Annotated in this window: 24 protein-coding genes, 1 tRNA gene and 1 pseudogene; 10 read left to right on the top strand and 16 right to left on the bottom strand. The window is 70.0% G+C overall.

Going from position 1 to position 17,240, the window contains the following annotated elements:
• The 4 genes and pseudogenes from ACT6QK_RS12330 to ACT6QK_RS12315 all read left to right on the top strand — a co-directional run.
• Positions 1 to 329, top strand: a pseudogene (locus ACT6QK_RS12330) (hypothetical protein); the annotation flags it as partial.
• A gap of 65 nt (positions 330 to 394) precedes the next feature.
• Positions 395 to 964, top strand: a complete 570-nt coding sequence (locus ACT6QK_RS12325) for an RNA polymerase sigma factor (RefSeq protein WP_444598119.1) — start codon at positions 395 to 397, stop codon at positions 962 to 964.
• Between the two features lie 2 nt (positions 965 to 966).
• A complete protein-coding gene (locus ACT6QK_RS12320; RefSeq protein ID WP_444598118.1) occupies positions 967 to 1,386 on the top strand; it encodes a hypothetical protein in 420 nt (139 codons plus the stop codon).
• Complete coding sequence (locus ACT6QK_RS12315; RefSeq protein WP_444598117.1) at positions 1,383 to 1,901, top strand: periplasmic heavy metal sensor; 519 nt, start codon at positions 1,383 to 1,385, stop codon at positions 1,899 to 1,901. Before ACT6QK_RS12320 ends, ACT6QK_RS12315 begins: the two co-directional genes overlap by 4 nt.
• Here ACT6QK_RS12315 and ACT6QK_RS12310 read toward each other — a convergent pair whose 3' ends face one another.
• Both ACT6QK_RS12310 and ACT6QK_RS12305 read right to left on the bottom strand, forming a co-directional pair.
• Complete coding sequence (locus ACT6QK_RS12310) at positions 1,902 to 2,717, bottom strand: enoyl-CoA hydratase-related protein (RefSeq protein WP_444598116.1); 816 nt, start codon at positions 2,715 to 2,717, stop codon at positions 1,902 to 1,904. It abuts the gene before it with no gap.
• 86 nt (positions 2,718 to 2,803) lie between these two features.
• A complete protein-coding gene (locus ACT6QK_RS12305) occupies positions 2,804 to 2,959 on the bottom strand; it encodes a hypothetical protein (RefSeq protein WP_444598115.1) in 156 nt (51 codons plus the stop codon).
• 145 nt (positions 2,960 to 3,104) lie between these two features.
• Here ACT6QK_RS12305 and ACT6QK_RS12300 point away from each other — a divergent pair, with 145 nt between their 5' ends.
• A complete protein-coding gene (locus tag ACT6QK_RS12300; RefSeq protein WP_444598114.1) occupies positions 3,105 to 3,371 on the top strand; it encodes a DUF1289 domain-containing protein in 267 nt (88 codons plus the stop codon).
• Positions 3,372 to 3,456: 85 nt separating this feature from the next.
• Positions 3,457 to 3,990 carry a TIGR02281 family clan AA aspartic protease gene (locus tag ACT6QK_RS12295; RefSeq protein WP_444598113.1) on the top strand — a complete coding sequence of 178 codons (534 nt, stop codon included), beginning with the start codon at positions 3,457 to 3,459 and terminating at the stop codon, positions 3,988 to 3,990.
• Here ACT6QK_RS12295 and ACT6QK_RS12290 read toward each other — a convergent pair.
• The 9 genes from ACT6QK_RS12290 to ACT6QK_RS12250 all read right to left on the bottom strand — a co-directional run bounded on the left by ACT6QK_RS12290 (position 3,987) and on the right by ACT6QK_RS12250 (position 10,746).
• Complete coding sequence (locus ACT6QK_RS12290) at positions 3,987 to 4,811, bottom strand: sulfite exporter TauE/SafE family protein (protein ID WP_444598112.1); 825 nt, start codon at positions 4,809 to 4,811, stop codon at positions 3,987 to 3,989. The two genes, ACT6QK_RS12295 and ACT6QK_RS12290, sit on opposite strands and share 4 nt — an antisense overlap.
• A 23-nt stretch (positions 4,812 to 4,834) precedes the next feature.
• Positions 4,835 to 5,512, bottom strand: coding sequence for a hypothetical protein (locus ACT6QK_RS12285; protein ID WP_444598111.1), 678 nt, complete (start codon positions 5,510 to 5,512; stop codon positions 4,835 to 4,837).
• A 61-nt stretch (positions 5,513 to 5,573) separates the two neighbouring features.
• Entirely contained in the window at positions 5,574 to 6,602 is a 1,029-nt protein-coding gene (dusA, locus tag ACT6QK_RS12280) for a tRNA dihydrouridine(20/20a) synthase DusA (protein WP_444598110.1), read from the bottom strand.
• 57 nt (positions 6,603 to 6,659) lie between these two features.
• Positions 6,660 to 6,744, bottom strand: a tRNA-Leu gene (locus ACT6QK_RS12275).
• Positions 6,745 to 6,818: 74 nt separating this feature from the next.
• Positions 6,819 to 7,604, bottom strand: coding sequence for a hypothetical protein (locus ACT6QK_RS12270; protein WP_444598109.1), 786 nt, complete (start codon positions 7,602 to 7,604; stop codon positions 6,819 to 6,821).
• Positions 7,601 to 8,137, bottom strand: a complete 537-nt coding sequence (locus tag ACT6QK_RS12265; protein ID WP_444598108.1) for a DUF1453 domain-containing protein — start codon at positions 8,135 to 8,137, stop codon at positions 7,601 to 7,603. Before ACT6QK_RS12265 ends, ACT6QK_RS12270 begins: the two co-directional genes overlap by 4 nt.
• A gap of 48 nt (positions 8,138 to 8,185) precedes the next feature.
• Positions 8,186 to 9,214, bottom strand: a complete 1,029-nt coding sequence (locus tag ACT6QK_RS12260) for a fumarylacetoacetate hydrolase family protein (protein WP_444598107.1) — start codon at positions 9,212 to 9,214, stop codon at positions 8,186 to 8,188.
• Positions 9,215 to 9,271: 57 nt separating this feature from the next.
• Entirely contained in the window at positions 9,272 to 9,544 is a 273-nt protein-coding gene (locus tag ACT6QK_RS12255; protein WP_444598106.1) for a hypothetical protein, read from the bottom strand.
• Positions 9,541 to 10,746: an isoaspartyl peptidase/L-asparaginase family protein gene (locus ACT6QK_RS12250; protein WP_444598105.1), complete on the bottom strand. Its 1,206-nt coding sequence runs from the start codon at positions 10,744 to 10,746 to the stop codon at positions 9,541 to 9,543. Before ACT6QK_RS12250 ends, ACT6QK_RS12255 begins: the two co-directional genes overlap by 4 nt.
• A 186-nt stretch (positions 10,747 to 10,932) precedes the next feature.
• Here ACT6QK_RS12250 and ACT6QK_RS12245 point away from each other — a divergent pair, with 186 nt between their 5' ends.
• The 3 genes from ACT6QK_RS12245 (at position 10,933) to ACT6QK_RS12235 (ending at position 13,282) form a co-directional block, all read left to right on the top strand.
• Entirely contained in the window at positions 10,933 to 11,940 is a 1,008-nt protein-coding gene (locus tag ACT6QK_RS12245; RefSeq protein WP_444598104.1) for a helix-turn-helix domain-containing protein, read from the top strand.
• Positions 11,941 to 12,063: 123 nt separating this feature from the next.
• Positions 12,064 to 12,642, top strand: coding sequence for an IPTL-CTERM sorting domain-containing protein (locus tag ACT6QK_RS12240; protein WP_444598103.1), 579 nt, complete (start codon positions 12,064 to 12,066; stop codon positions 12,640 to 12,642).
• 166 nt (positions 12,643 to 12,808) lie between these two features.
• Complete coding sequence (locus tag ACT6QK_RS12235; RefSeq protein ID WP_444598102.1) at positions 12,809 to 13,282, top strand: hypothetical protein; 474 nt, start codon at positions 12,809 to 12,811, stop codon at positions 13,280 to 13,282.
• A gap of 8 nt (positions 13,283 to 13,290) precedes the next feature.
• Here ACT6QK_RS12235 and ACT6QK_RS12230 read toward each other — a convergent pair whose 3' ends face one another.
• Positions 13,291 to 13,755 (bottom strand): YbgC/FadM family acyl-CoA thioesterase, encoded by a 465-nt coding sequence (locus ACT6QK_RS12230; RefSeq protein WP_444598101.1) that lies wholly within the window; start codon positions 13,753 to 13,755, stop codon positions 13,291 to 13,293.
• A 1-nt stretch (position 13,756) separates the two neighbouring features.
• Entirely contained in the window at positions 13,757 to 14,134 is a 378-nt protein-coding gene (locus ACT6QK_RS12225; protein WP_444598100.1) for a hypothetical protein, read from the bottom strand.
• A 126-nt stretch (positions 14,135 to 14,260) separates the two neighbouring features.
• Between ACT6QK_RS12225 and ACT6QK_RS12220 the strand changes: the two genes are divergently transcribed.
• Positions 14,261 to 15,811: a serine hydrolase domain-containing protein gene (locus ACT6QK_RS12220; protein WP_444598099.1), complete on the top strand. Its 1,551-nt coding sequence runs from the start codon at positions 14,261 to 14,263 to the stop codon at positions 15,809 to 15,811.
• Here the strand turns inward: ACT6QK_RS12220 and ACT6QK_RS12215 are convergent, their stop codons facing one another.
• The 3 genes from ACT6QK_RS12215 to ruvB all read right to left on the bottom strand — a co-directional run.
• Positions 15,812 to 16,015: a hypothetical protein gene (locus ACT6QK_RS12215; RefSeq protein ID WP_444598098.1), complete on the bottom strand. Its 204-nt coding sequence runs from the start codon at positions 16,013 to 16,015 to the stop codon at positions 15,812 to 15,814.
• Positions 16,016 to 16,172: 157 nt separating this feature from the next.
• Positions 16,173 to 16,316: a hypothetical protein gene (locus ACT6QK_RS12210; RefSeq protein ID WP_444598097.1), complete on the bottom strand. Its 144-nt coding sequence runs from the start codon at positions 16,314 to 16,316 to the stop codon at positions 16,173 to 16,175.
• The coding region (ruvB, locus tag ACT6QK_RS12205; protein WP_444598096.1) for a Holliday junction branch migration DNA helicase RuvB at positions 16,313 to 17,240 on the bottom strand (928 nt) is incomplete at its 5' end. The genes ruvB and ACT6QK_RS12210, both read right to left, overlap by 4 nt.

The raw sequence follows: 17,240 nt of genomic DNA, 5'->3' as shown, positions 1-17,240 counted from the left end.
GCGCCCGACACGCTGCACGTCGGGCCGCACGTTCGGGCCCGGAGGCCGGCCAGGCCCGCGCCGCCCCGGCGCCCATCGTCATCGCCGAGGTCCGCGCCCGGGCCGAGGCCGCCTTCGACCGTCTGGACGCGGACCGGGACGGCTTCCTTGTCCGGACCGAACTTCAGGCCGCCCGGGCCGCCCTGCGCGACCGGCGCGAGGCGCGCCGCGGTGAGATGAAGGCGGGCGACGCACAGGCCGGGATGACACGGGAAGCGCGCCGCGAGGCGCGTCGCCTGCGTCGGGAAAATATCGCCCCGGCGTCTCCCCCGAGCCCCGCTTCGGAGTAATGTCGTGGTCGGCCGGAGCAGTCGCGACGGATCGTCGGGCCTGGCCCAGGACGCAAGAGGTCTGTTTGGCGCCCATCGCCGACCCCGACGAGGATCTGGTTCGCCGTGTCGGCCAGGGCGATCCGGCGGCCATCCAGGCCTTGGTGGCGCGCAAGCTGCCGCGCATCATGGCCCTGGCCAAACGCATGCTGTCGGACGCGGTCGAGGCCGAGGACGTCGCCCAAGAGGCCATGCTCCGCGCCTGGAAACAGGCGCCGAAGTGGACGCCGGGCAAGGCGAAGTTCGACACCTGGCTGCATCGGGTGGCGCTGAACCTCTGCTACGACCGGCTGAGGCGGCGGCGAGAGGTTCTGACCGACGCCCCGCCCGAACGGATCGACGACGGGCCGGCCCCGGATCAGGGCCTGCTGTCGGCCGAGACGGGCGCCCGGGTCGACGCGGCCCTGTCCCGCCTGCCCGACCGCCAGCGCGAGGCCATCGTTCTGTGCCATTATCAGGAGCTGACCAATATCGAGGCCGCGGCCTTGATGGAGGTCAGCGTCGAGGCGTTGGAAAGTCTGTTGTCGCGCGGCAGGCGGGCCTTGAGAGTATCTTTGGCCGATCTGGCCGACAGCCGGGGGGCTGACCGAGGATGACGATGAACGCCGAAAGGCTGCACCAACTGATCGCTGCGTACGGCGCCGACACCCGCCGCTGGCCCGAGGCCGAGCGGGAGGCGGGACGCGCCTTGCTGGCGGCCGACCAGGATGACGCGACCGTCGAGGCGGCGCGCGATCTGGACCATCTGCTGTGGGCCTCGCCCCAGCCGGCGGTGTCCATGGCCCTGCGCGACCGGGTGCTCGCCTCGGCGGCGGCGGCGGGGCTGACGCCGCGCCGGGTGCGGGTCTGGCGCGACCGTCTGGCCCTAGCCTTCGGTGCCGGCTGGGCCGTGGCCGCCTGTGCGGGCGTGGCGGCGGGCGTCCTGCTCAGCGCCCAGATCAGCGCCGACGCCAGCGCCGACGCGGTCCTCTATCAGGCGTCCCAGCTCACGTCCGACGACGGCGAGATGTTGGGATGAAGATCGGCAAGCTCCAGATCGCCCTGGCCGTCTCGGTCGCCCTGAACCTGTTCGCCGTCGGCGCGGGCGTCGCGGCGTGGACGGGGATCAAGCGCCACGAGGCGAGAGTGGCCGAGATGCGCGCCCCGGCGCAACGCGGCCCCTTGCGCGAAATCCTGGCCCAGATGGATCCGGCCGTGCGGGATCGGGTGCGCGCCGCGATGCGCGCCTCGGCCCTGGCCGCCAAGCCCGATTTCGAGGCCGCCCGCGCCGCCCGACGTCAGGCCGTCGCCCTGGCCGCCGCCCCGACGCTGGATTCCGCCTCCGTGACCGCCGCCCTGGACGCCTCTCGCGCCGCCGAGCTGCGCGGCCGGGCCCGGGTCGAGGCGGACGCCGTGGCCCTTCTGGCCACTCTGGAGCCCGCCGACCGGGCCGCCATGAGCCAGATACTCAAGCGCAGGGGTCGCGACGACGGCAACCGCCAGGGCCGTCAGCCCCGCGACGGCGACGGCGACGACAAGGCCCGGCCGAACTGATCAGTCGCCGCTGAACAGGCCCGGCCGCTTCTCCAGCACCGCATTGACCCCTTCCAGATGGTCGTCGGTCAGATGGGCCAGGGCCTGATAGGCGGCCGACATCTCCAGGATCTGGTCCAGGGTCGCGTCCCGGCCCTGACGCAGCAGGCTCTTGGTCATGCGCACCGCACGCGGCGGCTGGGCGGCGACCTGACCGGCCAGCATCAGGGCCTCGTCCAGCAGGGCTTCATGGCCGACGACGCGATTGACCAGACCCCAGTCGAGGGCCGTTTGGGCGTCGATGGAGCGCGACGTGAACAGAAGTTCGGCCGCCCGCATGTAGCCGACGTTGCGCGGCAGCCGCCACGCCCCGCCGTCCCCGGCGATGATCCCAAGCTTCAGGAAGGGGGCGCCGAAACTGGCCCGGTCCGAGGCCACGATCATGTCTGCGGTCCCGGCGATGCCGCATCCCAGACCCATGGCCGGGCCGTTGACCGCCGCGATCAGGGGGACATCCAGCCCGTAGAGAGACCGAATGATCCGGTGCACCACCCGGCGATAGCGCTCGCGGATGGCCGCGCCCGAGCCCTCGAACAGGTCTCTGCGGTCGCGCATGGCGGTCAGGTCGCCCCCGGCCGAGAAGGCCCGCCCCGCCCCCGTCAGGACCACGCAACGAACCTCCGTGTCCGCGTTGGCCGCCTCGCACAGGCCCGCGACCTCGTCCCCGTCGCCCAGGTCCGGCAGGGCGTTCAGCCGCTCAGCCCGGTCGAAGGTCCAGACCGCCACAGCGCCGCCGCCCGGCTGCTCCAGCCGCTGCTGCGTGATCAGACCCGTCATGACGATCCCCGGAATTGCAAAGCCCCGGCCTTTTCGGGGCCGGGGCTCTGGCATGCAAGCCTGAATGACAGGCTGGCCGGTCAGGATCAGCGCGGGCGCTTGATCTCGATCGGCACGAAGTTGGACGGATGACTGACCACGCGATCATTCGCGCGCGTCGGTCGGTTGTGATTCACCAGCATGCCGCCCCAATAGGCGAAGGACGTCATGGCGTGCTGGAGGTTACGGTCCTTATCGTTCATCTTTGATGTCTCCTTTCGTTGAACGATGAAAAGAGACACGTCGTGCTTGCAGGGGTTTGCACCCTCTTAGTCGTTTCGCGTCGCAGCCTATATGGCGCAGAACGACGCGAAAGGCAAGTTTTTTAGTCCGACTTCGGAGTAGTTTTTGTCTGATCGTCACGAAGATGCGGCGGCGGCGCCACAGCCGGCGGGAGGCCCGCCCAGGGCCATCGCCACCCCCTGCGTGCAGGTCTGCATCGTCGATGGGCCGTCGGGACTGTGCCTCGGCTGCTATCGCACACTGTCGGAAATCGGCGGCTGGCGCGGCCTGACCGATGAGGCGCGGGCGACGATCATGGCCGAACTTCCCGGTCGCAGCACTCGTATCGACCCGGCGAAACTGGCCCCGACGGCAGGCGGTAACCTCCCGTAAGCCATCTCGCTTCACCTCAATCGAACCCCCGCCGTGCAGGATGCGAAGGCCCGCAGAAGCGGCGTCCTGTTCCGGTGTGGCCTGAATGAGCGTGTTTGACCTGAAATCCTCCGGCGTCCTCGTCGTCGCGACCGCCTGTGCGCTCAGCGTGGGCCTGTGGCTGAATCACGCCGATGGCCGGGGTCAGGCCCATGGCGAAGTGGCCGTGGCGCCCGTCGTCGCATCCGCCCCGGAGGAGGATCGCAAGCCCAGCCGCCCCGGCCAGGTCGTGCGCGCCGCCGACGGACACTACTGGGCCGAGGCGGTGATCGACGGCCGGGCCGTCCGGGTTCTGGTCGACACCGGCGCCAGCGTCGTGGCCCTGACGCGCGAGGACGCCCTGCGCCTCGGGCTGAAGCTGTCGAGCGAAGATTTCCGCAGCACCGTCGTCACGGCCTCGGGCCCTGCCCCGGCGGCGCGTGTGAAGCTGGCCAGCGTGTCGGTGGCCGGCGCCCGGGTCGATGACGTCGAGGCCCTCGTGGTCGAAAAGGGCCTGACCCAGTCGCTGCTGGGCATGAGCTATCTGGGCCGACTGTCGGGCTTCGAGGCCACGCCCGCCGCCCTCACGCTTCGACCCTAAAGCGCCTTCACCACCACCAGACCGGCGGTGACCAGCAGATAGACGGCGAAGGCCTTTCTCAGCACCCGCTTGTCCAGACGGTGCGCCAGCCGCGCGCCCCAGGGCGCCACAAGGGTCGTCAGCACCCCCATCACGATCGCCGCCGGCGCATTGACATAGCCCAGCGACAGGGGCGGCCTTCCCGGCGCGTCCCAGCCGAAGATCACGAACCCGACCATGGCCGCCGCCCCGATCGAGACGCCGAACCCCGAAGCCGTCGCCACCGCCTGATGGATCGGCCGCCCGCACAGGGTCATCATCATCCCACCCAGACTGCCGCCGCCGACCCCCATCATGGCCGACAGACCGCCGATCAGGCCGCCGACGATCCGCCGCGCCCATCCGGTCGGCAGGTCCTTCGCCAGGGTGAAGCGTTCGGGCAGCAGCCCCATCTGGGCCGCGACCAGGGCCAGACAGACGCCGTAAACGATGGCCAGCCCGCCCATGGAGGTGAAGCCCGCGACCGCCGCCCCGATCAGGGCGCCGCCCCCCACCCAGGGCGTCCAGGCCTTCAGCACCGCCTCATCCACCGCCCCATGCGACCGGTGCGCCTTCAGCGACCTCAGGGCCGTGGCGACAATGGTCATCAGGGAGGTGCCGACCGCGACATGCAGATTGCTCTCGCCGCCGAGCCCCAGAACCGAAAAGGCGTAGAAGAGCGCCGGCACGATCACCGTCCCGCCCCCGACGCCGAACAGCCCCGCGATCAGTCCGCCGAACAGCCCGGCCGCCACGACGGCGGCCATCAGGGAGAGGATTTCGTTCAGGGGCAGGTCCGGCATGACGCCTTCCTACGCCCGCCCGGTCAGAACTTGTAGTTCAGCCCCAGCTGCAGCACCGGATAGAAGCCGTAGTCCTCCACGTCCGACTGGATCGAGGCGCGTTCCTCGGCCAGACGGGCGCGGAAGGTCGGGTCGTTGGACAGGCTTCCGCCCGTCGACTCCAGCCCGACCTCGGGCTTGTCGCTCCAGGCCACTCCGGCCAGGGCGCGGAAGCCCCAGCGCGAGCTGCGGGTGAAGGTGTTGTCGAAGCCCAGCCCGGCGAAGGGCGCCACGTCCTTCAGCTTGATCTGGCCGGTCAGGGTCCCGACCTGGGCCGGCGTAAAGGTCTGGCCGCCGATATTGACCGGAGCCGAGGGCGTGGCGTTCAGCCCGATGTCGCGCTGGCCCACATAGGCGCCGCCCGAGACGAAGAAGCCGTTGGCGAAGGGATGCAGATCGACGAAACCGCCGACGGTGTCGAAATCGAACCGGCCCGAATAGTCGACGTCGTCATAGCTCTCGTCGATGTCGTAGCCCAGGGTGTCGACCGCGCCGCGAAGCACGAAGATCGGGCCGAGGGCGAACTGGACCTCGGCGCCGACCCCGGTCGTGCCGGCTGTGACCCCGACAGCGACGGCCGGATCGGACCGGGTCTGGGCGAGCGCCGGGCTGGCGACGACACACGCGAGGGCGGTCATCGCGGCGATGAAGGGGCGGATCATTCTGGCGGCTCCGGGAAGGTCGGCGCCACCGTCGGCGAACAGGCTTAACGAAGGCTTGCGGTCAGGCCGCCTGATCCGCCTGGTCGCGCCGGGCCTCGGCCTCGCGCACGGCCTCGACGGCCCGGTCCACGACCTCCAGCCCGGCGTCCGGACGAATGGCCTCGACCGTCAGGATGCGGCGGAAGGCGCGGGCGCCCGGGCGTCCGTGCATCAGCCCCAGCATATGCCGCGCCATGGCCGCCAGCCGAACCCCCTCCCCCAGCCGCGCGGCCAGATAGGGCCGGTAGCGGTCGATGGCCGTGAAGGGATCGACGTCGGGCGTGGCGGCGCCGAACAGGCGGCGGTCCACCTGACCCAGCATGGCGGGCTCGTGATAGGCCGCCCGGCCCAGCATGACCCCGTCCAGCACGACGCCCTCCGCGTCCGGCGCCAGCAGGGCCTCCGCCTGATCCAGATCGGCGATCCCGCCGTTGATCGAGATGGTCAGATGCGGCCGCTCCCGCTTCAGCCGACGCACCAGCCCATAGTCCAGCGGCGGCACGTCTCGGTTCTCCTTGGGCGACAGGCCCTGCAGCCAGGCCTTGCGGGCATGGACGATGAAGGTGGTCACCCCCACAGCGGCGGAGGCGTCCACCGTGGCGAACAGGCTTTGCTCCGGGTCCTGATCGTCCACCCCGATGCGGCACTTGACCGTCGCGGGCAGGTCCACCGCCTCACGGATGGCGGCCATGCAGTCGGCCACCAGCTCTGGCTCGCGCATCAGACAGGCGCCGAACCGGCCGGACTGCACCCGGTCGGACGGACAGCCGACGTTGAGATTGATCTCGTCATAGCCCAAGGCGGCGCCGATCCGCGCCGCCTCGGCCAGCTGGGCCGGGTCCGACCCGCCCAGCTGCAGGGCCACCGGATGCTCGACCGCGTCGAAACCCAGCAACCGCTCGCGGTCGCCATGGATCACCGCCGGCGCCGTGACCATCTCGGTATAGAGCAGGGCCCGCGACGACAGGGCGCGATGGAACGCTCGGCAATGCCGGTCGGTCCAGTCCATCATCGGGGCGACGGAAAATCGGTGCGGAGGGGGAGGGCTCACGCGCGGCCTCATAGCCGAAACGGGCCGCGAGGTCGAATATCGGACCGGAAAGGCCGATGGTGCGGGCGGTCGGGCTCGAACCGACACTCCTTTCGGAACCGGATTTTGAGTCCGGCGCGTCTACCAGTTCCACCACGCCCGCATGCGTCGGAGGCCCCGGCGAACCGGGCGTATGCGTTTAGCGCAAGCGCGGGCGGCGGCGCTAGCCCTGCGCGCCTACTGACTGCGAAAGACCGTCCGGAACCCGATCAGGCGGGGCGTATAGCTGCCGCGCGTCTCGCCCGGTATCTCGACCTGCGAGCGGCGCGCGGCGCGCAGGGCGGAATCGCCGAAGCCGCCGTCCTGAGGGTGTTCGCTTTCCACGACGCACTCGCCCAGCACCCCGTCCGGCTGGTTGATACAGGTGATGATGGCGTAGCCGCCGGCGTACTTGAACTCGATCGGGTACTGCGGACGGGGCGGCCGCGACCAGACGGCGGGCGCCGAGAGCCCGCCGGCCGGCACGTCGGGCAGCAGAGCGTCGCGGGCGTCTTCCAGGGGCTTGCCGCACGCCGTCAGGGTTTCCCCTATCGCGGCCGAGGACGCGGGCAGGGTCACGTCGTGACGCAGCGTCCCGCCATTGGGCGCTCCCCCCGGGATGGCGACCTGAAACCGTCCGCCCTTGCGCCAGCTACGCGCCATCGCAGCGGGATAGTCGGCGACGGCCACGGTCCGGTTGGTGGCCACGTTCCAGGTCGAGTCGTATTCGTCATCGTCGCCGATGGTCAGACGCAGGGTGCGGGTCTCGCCCCCCGCCGCCGCCGCAGGCAGGCCGGCGATCAGGGCGTCGAACCGCCCGCCCATGCACCTTGCCGCCAGCACCAGGCCGCTGGAGAGCGTGATATGAGCCGAGACCAGCCGCTTGGGACGATCGCGCGTCATGTCCCAGTCGTCGTCCTGGGCGACGACGGGCGAGGCGGCGATCATTGAGACCGCGAGGCCGAAGACCGCCGCGCGCTTCATGCCGCAACCTCCACATGGCTGTCCGTGCCGCCCTGCTGGATGCGGCGGGCGCGGATGAACATTTCGACGCGCTGGAAGACGATCAGGCCGACGGCGACCAGCATGAAGGCGTCGGTCAGGGCCATGACGTTCAGATGCCACTCGGCGGCGTGGCCCTCCAGCAGGGCCTCCAGCCCGCGGCGTCCGGCGAAGATCGCCAGCAGGATGAGGATGCCGAGCGGCGAGGCCTGGGCCATCAGCCTGCCGTCCGTTTCCTTCTCGATGGTGATGGTCTTGCCGCGCCACCAGCCGGCGACGCAGCCGAGGGCCAGACCGACCGCCAGCATGGCCCATTCGGCGGGGCCGAAGGCGGTATGCGGGGCGTTCGGGTTCATCGTCATCCCCCACATGCCGAACAGGATCAGGGCGGTGACGAGGGTGGGGGTGATCCAGAGCAGGTGCGGCTTCAGCTCCCGCTTCCTCCGGTTCTTCAGCACGGCCAGCACCAGCACGACCGGAATGACCAGCAGCGGAATCAGATGTTCGGGCGCCATGCGCGATCGTCCCCGGGGAGTTAGCGGCCTGCGGCCGGATGTCGCAGTCTAGCCCTGCTGCGCCCCTGACGAAAGCGGCTCGACCGTCTGTTCGATGGCGCCGAAGATCGACCGGTGAGCCTCGTCCAGCATCTCAATCCGCACGGTGTCGCCGTGTTTGAGGAAGGGGGTCTCGGCCGCGCCGCGCAGGATCGTCTCCACGGTCCTCACCTCGGCGATGCAGGAATAGCCGAGGCCGCCTTCGGACACCGGCTTGCCGGGGCCGCCGTCGGCGTCGCGGTTGGAGACCGTGCCCGAGCCGATGATCGACCCGGCGCCCAGCGACCGGGTCCTGGCCAGATGCGAAATCAGGGTTCCGAAGTCGAAGGTCATGTCGACCCCGGCGTCGGCCTTGCCGAAGGCCTTGCCGTTCAGCTGCACCGACAACTCGCCGTGCAGCTTGCCCTCCTTCCAGCGATCGCCGAGCGCATCGGGCGTGACGAAGACGGGGGACAGGGCGCTGGCCGGCTTGGACTGGACGAAGCCGAAACCCTTGCCCAGTTCGCCGGGGATGAGGTTGCGCAAGGACACGTCGTTCACCAGTCCGACCAGGCGGATATGGCCGCGCGCCTCTTCCGGGGTCACGCCCTGGGGCACGTCGCCGGTCACGACGACGATCTCGGCCTCCAGATCGCAGCCCCAGCTTTCGTCGGCGAGCGGCACCGGATCGCGCGGGCCGAGGAAGCTGTCAGACCCGCCCTGATACATCAGGGGGTCGGTCCAGAAGCTGGCGGGCATCTCGGCGCCGCGCGCCTTCCGCACCAGTTCGACGTGATTCACATAGGCCGAGCCGTCGGCCCACTGATAGGCGCGCGGCAGGGGGGCGGCGGCGTCGCGTTCATGGAAGCGGCCGCGCGGCACGGCCTCATGCTCCAGGCTTTCGGCCAGGGCGCGCAGACGGGGTTCGCACCGCTCCCAGTCGTCCAGCGCCGCCTGCAGCGTCGGAGCGATCAGGAAGGCGTCGGTGAACCAGTGCAGGTCGTTGGAAACGATGACGAGGCGACCGTCGCGGCCGTGCTTGAGAGAGGCGAGTTTCATGGTCTCAGGTCTAGAGGGGGTTGGCCGGCAAGCCAATCTGGCGCCGCAGCAAATCGGCTAGTGCGGCGGCGCTAGGATGGCGCGGGCCTCGGCGCCCGTGCGGTTGGAGCGGTCACGGACCTCGACCTCGACCACCACGGCGCCCTCCGGCTCGATGGCCCAGAGGTAGCGACGCTCGACCTCGACCGTGCGGCCGGACGGGGCGAAGCCTTCGAACGTGTCGCCCCAGGGGGTGACCGCCTTGATCTCGGGCCAGCTGAGGGCGATGGCCGAGGCCAGTTCCTCCTCGGCCATGGCGGTGAGTTCGTCGGGGACGGGAGCGGCGCTCACAGGCCCGGCTCGTCGGCGTAGATGGCGACGCTGGGCGTCGGCTGCCTCGACGACACCTGGCCGCGATACATGCCGGAGGTCGACATCTCGAAGCTCGCGTAGCCGTCCTGCCCCATGACGATCACTCCGCCCTTGCCGCCCAGACTGTCGGCGTCGGCGATCTCGGCGCGGGCGGCGACGGTCTGGGGCAGAAGCTCATGCGCGACGCCGATGGCGTTCGGGTCGCCGCTGTGGGCGACGGCCGCGTCGGCGGCCTGACGCAGGCGGTCGGTGCGGGTCTCGGCCAGCATCGCCATGCGCGCGCAGATGTCCCGCGCCACCGTCGCCCGGATGAAATACTCCCCATCGCCGGTCGCCGAAACCGCGCAGCCATCGGCGTTGGAGGCATAGGTTCCGGCGCCGATGACGGGCACGTCTCCGACCCGGCCCCATTGTTTGGCGGTCATGCCGCCGGTTGAGGTGGCGGCGGCGAGGCGACCCTGATTGTCCAGGGCCACGGCGCCGACCGTGCCGAACTTCTGCTCGTTCAGCGGAGGGGCCGAGGGGTCGTTGGCGGCCATCGGCGTGGCGGGCGCAGGCGGGGCGCCCTCTGGCCGGTCGGGGATGGGAAGGTTCTTCGCCTTCAGGGCGTCCACCAGACCCTGCCAGCGGCGCTCGGTGAAGAAGAAGGACGGCGGGACCTGCTCCAGCCCCTGTTCGGCGGCGAAGGTCTCGGCCCCCTGACCGATCAGGAAGACGTGGGGCGATTTCTCCATCACGGCCCGGGCGGCGGCGATGGGGTGGCGGGTCGTCGTCAGCCCGGCCACGGCCCCGGCGGCGCGGTTCGAGCCGTCCATGACGGCGGCGTCCAGCTCATTGCGCCCGGCGGCGGTGAAGACCGCGCCGCGCCCGGCGTTGAACAGGGGATCGTCCTCCATCAGCTCAACCGCCGCCTGAACCGCGTCCAGAGCCGAGCCGCCCGCCGCCAGCACCGCCGACCCGGCCTCCAACGCCTTGGTCAGGGCCGCGCGATAGGCCGCGTCCTGGGCCGGGGTCATCCGGTCCCGCTCGATGGTCCCGGCCCCGCCGTGAATGGCGAGGGACCAGCGCGGGGCGGCTTCGGGCGTCTGGGCATGCGTCGGCGCGCAGAGTCCGAAAACCGCCAGTCCGGCCAGCGCGGCGACGACCGGGCGCGAGATGTATGCGCGAGCTCTCGACAACATGGACATTCGCCTTCGCCTCCTCGGGATGCAGGGCGACAGTATAGACCGGTTTGAAGGGGGCGATGGAAGAGAGGTCAATTTTGCGGGCGTGAGCGCGCGGCGGGTGACGACCCGACGCGGACGAGTAAGCCAGGACCGGGACGTATCGACCTTGCCTCTACATAGGGCGGATATTAGCAGGCGCTCATGAGCGCGCTGGCCTGTATCCGGATTTCCACCGACGCCTTTCCCCTTGAGGCCCGCTTCGCCGCCTGGCGGCAGGCGATGACGCCCCTGTTCGACGTTTCCTCGCCCCCGGAGCCAGAGACCTTCAGCGGCAGCGCCTACACCTACCTGATCGGGTCCGTCGCGTTCGGCGGCACCCGGGTCGATGCTCTGGCCTATGAACGCACGTCAGCCCGGATCGCGGCCGACCACATCGATCATATCCTGATCCGCCTCGACTTCAGCGCGGAGCGGCCCGAGGGCGTTCTGCGCGTCATTGATCTGGGGCAGCCGATCAGCCTGCCGCTGGCGCCCATGGACTGCCTCTGCCTGTTCGTTCCGCGGGACGTGATGGAGATCGCGGCGCCCGGGGTCGAACGCCTCCACGACCGATTCATCGAGGAGCCCCGCGCCGAGTTCTTGGCCGGTCTCATGCGAGGGCTGGCGAAGGCGGCCCCGACCCTCGACAGGATGGAGACCGGGGCGGTGGTGGAGACTCTCCTGGCGGCCTTCTCGATCTCGCTGGCGAGCCCGCCCGTCGCCGACAGCCCGACCGATGCCCGCGACACCGCCTTGCTCCGCCGAGCCCAGCGCCACATCGACGCCAACCTGTCCTCACGCGACCTGAACCCGGACCGCATCGCCAATGCCCTGGGGATCTCGCGGACCAGCCTGTATCGGCTATTCAGGGACAGGGGCGGTGTGGCCGACTATGTGCGCCGACGCCGCCTGCGTCGGGTTCAGTCCGCCCTGACCCTGCCCGGAGAGACACGCAGGATCAGCGAGATCGCCTTTGAATACGGCTTCAGGGACGAGGCGACGTTCAGCCGCGCCTTCCGTCGCGCCTTCGGCTACACCGCCACCGCCGCGCGCGAGACCGGCACGAGACTGACGGATCCGACACTGGTCGGCGAAGACGCGCATCTTCACCTGTCGCCGCCCGATCGCCCCCTGATGTGGGCCGACTGGATGAACAAACTCGGCGGCTGACCGCCAGCGGTTTGCGTTGCGTGCCAAGTCTTGACCTGGCGTGCCAAACCCCGCCCCCGCCGTTGACCCGCCGCCCTGCCGGTCTAGGCCTGCGCCCTGAATCAGGTTTAGACGGGGCTGAGCGTGTTTCGCCTTATCAGGTCTATCTTCGTCACCACGGTCGCGAGGCTGCTCGTCGGGCGCGCGCGGACGGGGGCTCGGCCTCTTGTCGGTCTGTGCGCTCTCGTGCTGCTGGCGGGGGCGGGCTATGCGACGCCTTCAGCGTCGCAACCGGTGGAGGTCCAGCCGACCGTGACGATGTCCGACGGCGCCCTCAATGTCTCGTGGCAGATGACCAACGGCCCTTTCGACATCTTCTCGCTCGCATTTAACGATGCGCGTTATGCGGTCGTGCGCATCAATGGCGTCGACTCCCCGGTCGAAGCGTTCAACTACAGCATCGTGGGACCGCCCCGCCGGGGAGTTCTTCACTACCGTGGCCCCAACTTGGACGCCCTGCCCCAGGGGACGGTGTCCCGCATGACGGTCAACGGCCGGACCTATGTGGATCACTCCAACTATCGCCTGCTGCTGCCCGACCTGCCGGCCCCGGTGCCGACCCTGTCGGAATGGGCGATGCTCGTCTTTGGGCTACTGCTGGCGGGCGGGGCTGCGCACTATATCCTGCGGAGACGGACGACTGCGGACGGCCAGCCCACTTAGAAAAGACGCGCCCTTGGTGGCGTTGGCTTGGGCGCTTGCTCGTCCGCTTCCCACCCATCTCGGACATCCCGACCGGCTTCTGTCGGAAACCCCTCCCGTCAGGTTTGGCAGGTTGCGCCTGCCAGGCGGGCGCCGGACAAGGTCCTGACAAAGGGCGGAGCGCGTGATGACGGCGAAAGGAATGACGGTTTGCGGTCTGGCCGCGGGACTTCTGGCGATCGGCGCGGGGTCGGCCTCGGCCGAGGAATGGCGCACGGCGCACAAGGCGGCCGAGGGGGTCGTGGGCGTCGAGCTCAGCTACATGGACCGGTCCACGCCGAATGAGCCGACCGCCTCGATCGTGATGGTCTTCCGCCAGAATCAGGGGGCGGACTATCTGATCCAGCGGGTCCGGCTGCGCTGCGCCGAGGGCCAGTGGCTGACCTATGGCGGGGCCGCCTTCACCCTGGACGGCGAGCGGGTCGCGGCCGTTCCGGTGGACGCGGCGAACAACCCCTGGATGCCTGTGGCGGGCACCGCCGGCGCGGCCTTCCATCAGGCGATCTGCAACGACGTCTGGGCCGCCCCGGCGACGTTCGAGGGGCGGACGCAGGACTATGCCCGCGCGATGCGGCGGGAGCTGACCGCCCCGGCGGGATAGGGGCGCCTTCAGCCCGGCGCGGCGACCGGCGCCAGCCAGGGCCGCACCCCGTCCATCAGGGCCTTGGTCGGCCGCATGGGCCGGCCGTCCAGATGGATGCAGACGGCGGTGACCTCGGCCCGGCACAGGACCTCTCCGTTCCGCTCGACGCTCTGGCGGATGAACAGACGCGGCCCCTTCACCGTCTCATAGGTGGTGCGCACGATCAGGGCGTCGTCGATGCGGGCGGGCTTCAGGAACTTCAGCGACATCTCCGCCACCACGAAGGCGCTGGGCGTCTCGCCTTCCAGCAGGGCCGAATGGCCGGCTGTGGTCAGCCGCAGGAAATCCGACCGCCCGCGCTCGAAATAGCGGACGTAGTTGGCGTGATAGACCAGACCGGTGAAGTCGGTGTCCTCATAATAGACCCGCACGGGCAGGAGGTGCTCGCGCCCCTCGAAACGGCCGGCGGTGGGAAGGTCGTTCGCGGTCATGTCAGGGGACCGCCGGGAGGTTCGGCGGCTCCGGCAGGTCGGGACAGTCGCGCGCCTTCATCTCCGCAAACTCCGCGGCCAGGGGATCGGTCTCGAACAGGATGCGATTGGGCCGGGAGATGAAGGCGATGGCCTCGCTGTTGCCGCGATAGCCCGCATAGCCGCACATCACCGGCCCGACGCCGGGAATGGCGTAGCGGACCTCGGCGCCTCGCCCCATCTGGGCCCGGACCTGGGCGATCATCCGCTCTCCGGGCGCCTCGGGCTCCAGGCTCCAGCGCTGACCCTGGCGGATCGCATAGGCGCTCAGGGCGCCCAGTCCCACGACCAGCACCCCCATCACCATCATCAGCCGCTGCACGTTCAGCCGTCTGGCCACCCGGATCTCCTGCCACAGCCCCGGATCATGCCGGGCTTCGGGACAGGTGGAAACCCCGCGTTTTCAGACGCTGGCGCGGGGCTCGCGGCCGTGATTAGGTCGTTTCCGAACCGGGGAACCCACATCATGCGACGCACCTTGTCCGCCGTGCTTCTGCTGGGCACCGCCCTGATCGCCACGCCCGCTCCGGCTCAGACCCGCACCGTCACGGCGGAGCCGACGATCGAGGACGGCGGCGCCGACCGGGCGCGCGTCCTCGCCGAAATCGACGCCGCATTCGAGACCTGGCAGGCCGGGGCCCATGCGCCCGGCATGATCTACGGCGTAGTGCTGGACGGCCGGCTGATCCATGTCCATGCCTCGGGCGTGAAGACGGTCGACGGGGCGCCCGTCGGCCCCGACACCCTGTTCCGCATCGCCTCCATGTCCAAGGCCTTCACCGCCCTGGCCATCCTCAAGCTGCGCGACGACGGCAAGCTGTCGCTCGACGACCTGGCCGAGACCCACGTCCCCGAACTGGCCAAGCTGACCTATCCGACCGCCGATTCGCCGCGCATCCGGGTGCGCGACCTGCTCAGCCACCTCGGCGGCTTCGTCACCGACGACCCCTGGGGCGACCGCCAGCAGGTCATGACCGAGGCGCAGTTCACCGCCTTCCTCGAGGGCGGCGTCCCCTTCACCCGCGCGCCCCAGACAGCGTTTGAATATTCGAACTTCGGCTATGCCCTGCTGGGCCGGATCGTCACAAACGCCTCCGGTCGTCCGTACAAGGATTATATCGAGCAGGAGATCATGCGGCCGCTCGGTATGACCTCGTCCGGCTATGACGTCTTCGCCTCCGATCAGGACCGGCGCGCCCTCGGCTATCGATGGGAGAACGACGCCTGGTCGCGCGAGCCGGACATGGTCCACGGCGTCTTCGGCGCCATGGGCGGGGTCCAGACCTCGGCGAACGACTATGCCAAATGGATCGCCTTCCTGCTGTCCGCCTGGCCCGCCCGCGACGAGCCCGACACCGGCCCGGTGCGCCGCTCGACCGTCCGCGAAATGGCCCAGGGGCTGAACTTCGTCTCGGGGCGCAATCGCACCACGGCGGACGGCAAGCCCTGCGCGGTGGCCACCGCCTACGCCAAGGGGCTGATCGCCGGCAACGACTGCGAACTGGGCGTCTACCTGACCCATGGCGGCGGCTATCCGGGCTATGGCTCCAACATGATCCTGGCGCCCGAGCGCGGTCTCGGCGTCTTCAGCTTCGCCAATCGCACCTACGCCGGACCGGGACCCGTGACCTTCGATGCGGCGGTCAAGCTGGCGACCTCTGGGATTGCCCCGACCCGCACCCTGCCCCTGTCCCCCGCCCTGACCACGGCCTACGCCGACCTTGGCCGTATCTGGACGGCGGGCGACGTGTCGGTGGCCGAGGACCGTCTGGCGATGAACGTCCTGATGGATCGCTCTGTCGAGACCTGGCGAACGGTGCTCGCGGCGCTCAAGGCCGACAGCGGTGCCTGCGCGACCGAGGCCCCGCCCACGGCCACCGGCGCCCTGTCGGCCAACTTCACCTGGATCTGCCAGAACGGCGAGGTCAACGGCCGCCTGCTCCTGGCCCCGACGACGCCGCCGACGATCCAGGCGCTCAACTTCCGCTATACGCCCCGGCCGGACGCGGCGCGCTGATCAGGCGGCGTGTTTCTTTCTCTCCGCCTCGATAAGGGCGTCGGCCATGCGTTCCCGCCAATCCTCGCCCTCCTCGGCGAAGGCCTGGATCGTCGATGCCGGCAACTTCAGTGCGACTTCGCTGGCGCCCGTCAGGCGCGCATAGGTCGCAGCCGGCATCGCTTCGCGCGCCGGGCGCATCTTCGCGATGTCCCGATCGGTCAACTCCGGATTGTCCGGATCATCGATGGGCTCAGCGACTGAGTTCGTCATACCTGGCAACCTCGCGCGGGTTGGCCCGACGCAGACTGATGATGCGTAGGATCCCGTCCCGCTCGGTGTAGACGACCACATGCATGCGGCCGCCGATCGGGAGGTAAGCCTACCACCGGATTTCGCCGTAGTCTTGTCGGTCGTCGACGGCGATATAGGCCGCTGCCCAATCGCCCCGCTCCGCCTCGGCGAGCATCACCCCGTGCTTGGCGCGGTTGGCCGCATCCTTCGCCGGGTCGAACGCGATGCTCACTCGAACAGGTCGCCCGGAACCGGCCCGGCGGGCTTCGGCGGTTCGGACAGGCCCAGGTGGCTATAGGCCCGAGCGCAGGCCATGCGGCCGCGCGGGGTGCGCTGGATGAAGCCCTGTTGCAGCAGATAGGGTTCGATCACGTCCTCGACCGCGTCGCGCGCCTCGGCGATGGCGGCCGCGAGCGTATCCATGCCGACGGGCCCGCCGCCGTAATTCTCGATCAGGGCCTTGAGGAACCGGCGGTCCAGACTGTCCAGTCCCGCCTCGTCGACCTCCAGCCGCGCCAGGGCCCGGGCCGCGACCAGCCGGTCGATCGTCGCCGCCCCCTCCGCCGAGCCGAAGTCCCGCACCCGGCGCAGCAGCCGACCGGCCACGCGCGGCGTGCCCCGCGACCGGGCCGCGATCTCGCGCGCCCCGTCCTCGGTGATCGCCGCCCCCATCTTGCGGGCCGCGCCCATGACCACCCGGGTCAGTTCGTCGGCGGTGTAGAACTCCAGCCGCAACGGAATGCCGAACCGGTCCCTCAGAGGGGTCGCCAGCAGGCCCGCCCGCGTCGTCGCCCCGACCAGGGTGAAGGGCGCCAGGTCGATCCGCACCGAGCGCGCCGACGGTCCCTCGCCGATGATGAGGTCCAGCACATGGTCCTCCATGGCCGGATACAGGATCTCCTCGACCTGGGGGCTTAGGCGGTGGATTTCGTCGATGAACAGGACGTCGCGCGGCTCCAGATTGGTCAGGATCGCCGCCAGATCCCCCGCCTTGGCCAGGATCGGGCCACTGGTCGCCCGGAAGCCCACGCCCAGTTCGCGCGCCACGATCTGGGCCAGGGTCGTCTTGCCCAGACCCGGAGGTCCGAACAGCAGGACGTGATCCAGGGCTTCGGCCCGGCCGCGCGCGGCCTCGATGAAGACCTTCAGATTGCCC

Source organism: Brevundimonas sp., from assembly GCF_052436175.1.
Taxonomy (GTDB): Bacteria; Pseudomonadota; Alphaproteobacteria; order Caulobacterales; family Caulobacteraceae; genus Brevundimonas.
The sequence above is the reverse complement of the archived record's forward strand: the minus strand, read 5'-3'. Positions and strand labels throughout refer to the sequence as shown.

Bases quoted from the DNA above. Each gene is read 5' to 3' on its own strand.
- ACT6QK_RS12245 (WP_444598104.1), top strand. From the start codon at position 10,933: ATGAGCGCGCTGGCCTGTATCCGGATTTCCACCGACGCCTTTCCCCTT.
- ACT6QK_RS12305 (WP_444598115.1), bottom strand. From the start codon at position 2,959: ATGAACGATAAGGACCGTAACCTCCAGCACGCCATGACGTCCTTCGCC.
- ACT6QK_RS12220 (WP_444598099.1), top strand. From the start codon at position 14,261: ATGCGACGCACCTTGTCCGCCGTGCTTCTGCTGGGCACCGCCCTGATC.
- ACT6QK_RS12270 (WP_444598109.1), bottom strand. From the start codon at position 7,604: ATGAAGCGCGCGGCGGTCTTCGGCCTCGCGGTCTCAATGATCGCCGCC.
- ACT6QK_RS12260 (WP_444598107.1), bottom strand. From the start codon at position 9,214: ATGAAACTCGCCTCTCTCAAGCACGGCCGCGACGGTCGCCTCGTCATC.
- ACT6QK_RS12315 (WP_444598117.1), top strand. From the start codon at position 1,383: ATGAAGATCGGCAAGCTCCAGATCGCCCTGGCCGTCTCGGTCGCCCTG.
- ACT6QK_RS12250 (WP_444598105.1), bottom strand. From the start codon at position 10,746: ATGTTGTCGAGAGCTCGCGCATACATCTCGCGCCCGGTCGTCGCCGCG.
- ACT6QK_RS12290 (WP_444598112.1), bottom strand. From the start codon at position 4,811: ATGCCGGACCTGCCCCTGAACGAAATCCTCTCCCTGATGGCCGCCGTC.
- ACT6QK_RS12235 (WP_444598102.1), top strand. From the start codon at position 12,809: ATGACGGCGAAAGGAATGACGGTTTGCGGTCTGGCCGCGGGACTTCTG.
- ACT6QK_RS12230 (WP_444598101.1), bottom strand. From the start codon at position 13,755: ATGACCGCGAACGACCTTCCCACCGCCGGCCGTTTCGAGGGGCGCGAG.
- ACT6QK_RS12320 (WP_444598118.1), top strand. From the start codon at position 967: ATGAACGCCGAAAGGCTGCACCAACTGATCGCTGCGTACGGCGCCGAC.
- ACT6QK_RS12265 (WP_444598108.1), bottom strand. From the start codon at position 8,137: ATGGCGCCCGAACATCTGATTCCGCTGCTGGTCATTCCGGTCGTGCTG.
- ACT6QK_RS12295 (WP_444598113.1), top strand. From the start codon at position 3,457: ATGAGCGTGTTTGACCTGAAATCCTCCGGCGTCCTCGTCGTCGCGACC.
- ACT6QK_RS12285 (WP_444598111.1), bottom strand. From the start codon at position 5,512: ATGATCCGCCCCTTCATCGCCGCGATGACCGCCCTCGCGTGTGTCGTC.
- ACT6QK_RS12310 (WP_444598116.1), bottom strand. From the start codon at position 2,717: ATGACGGGTCTGATCACGCAGCAGCGGCTGGAGCAGCCGGGCGGCGGC.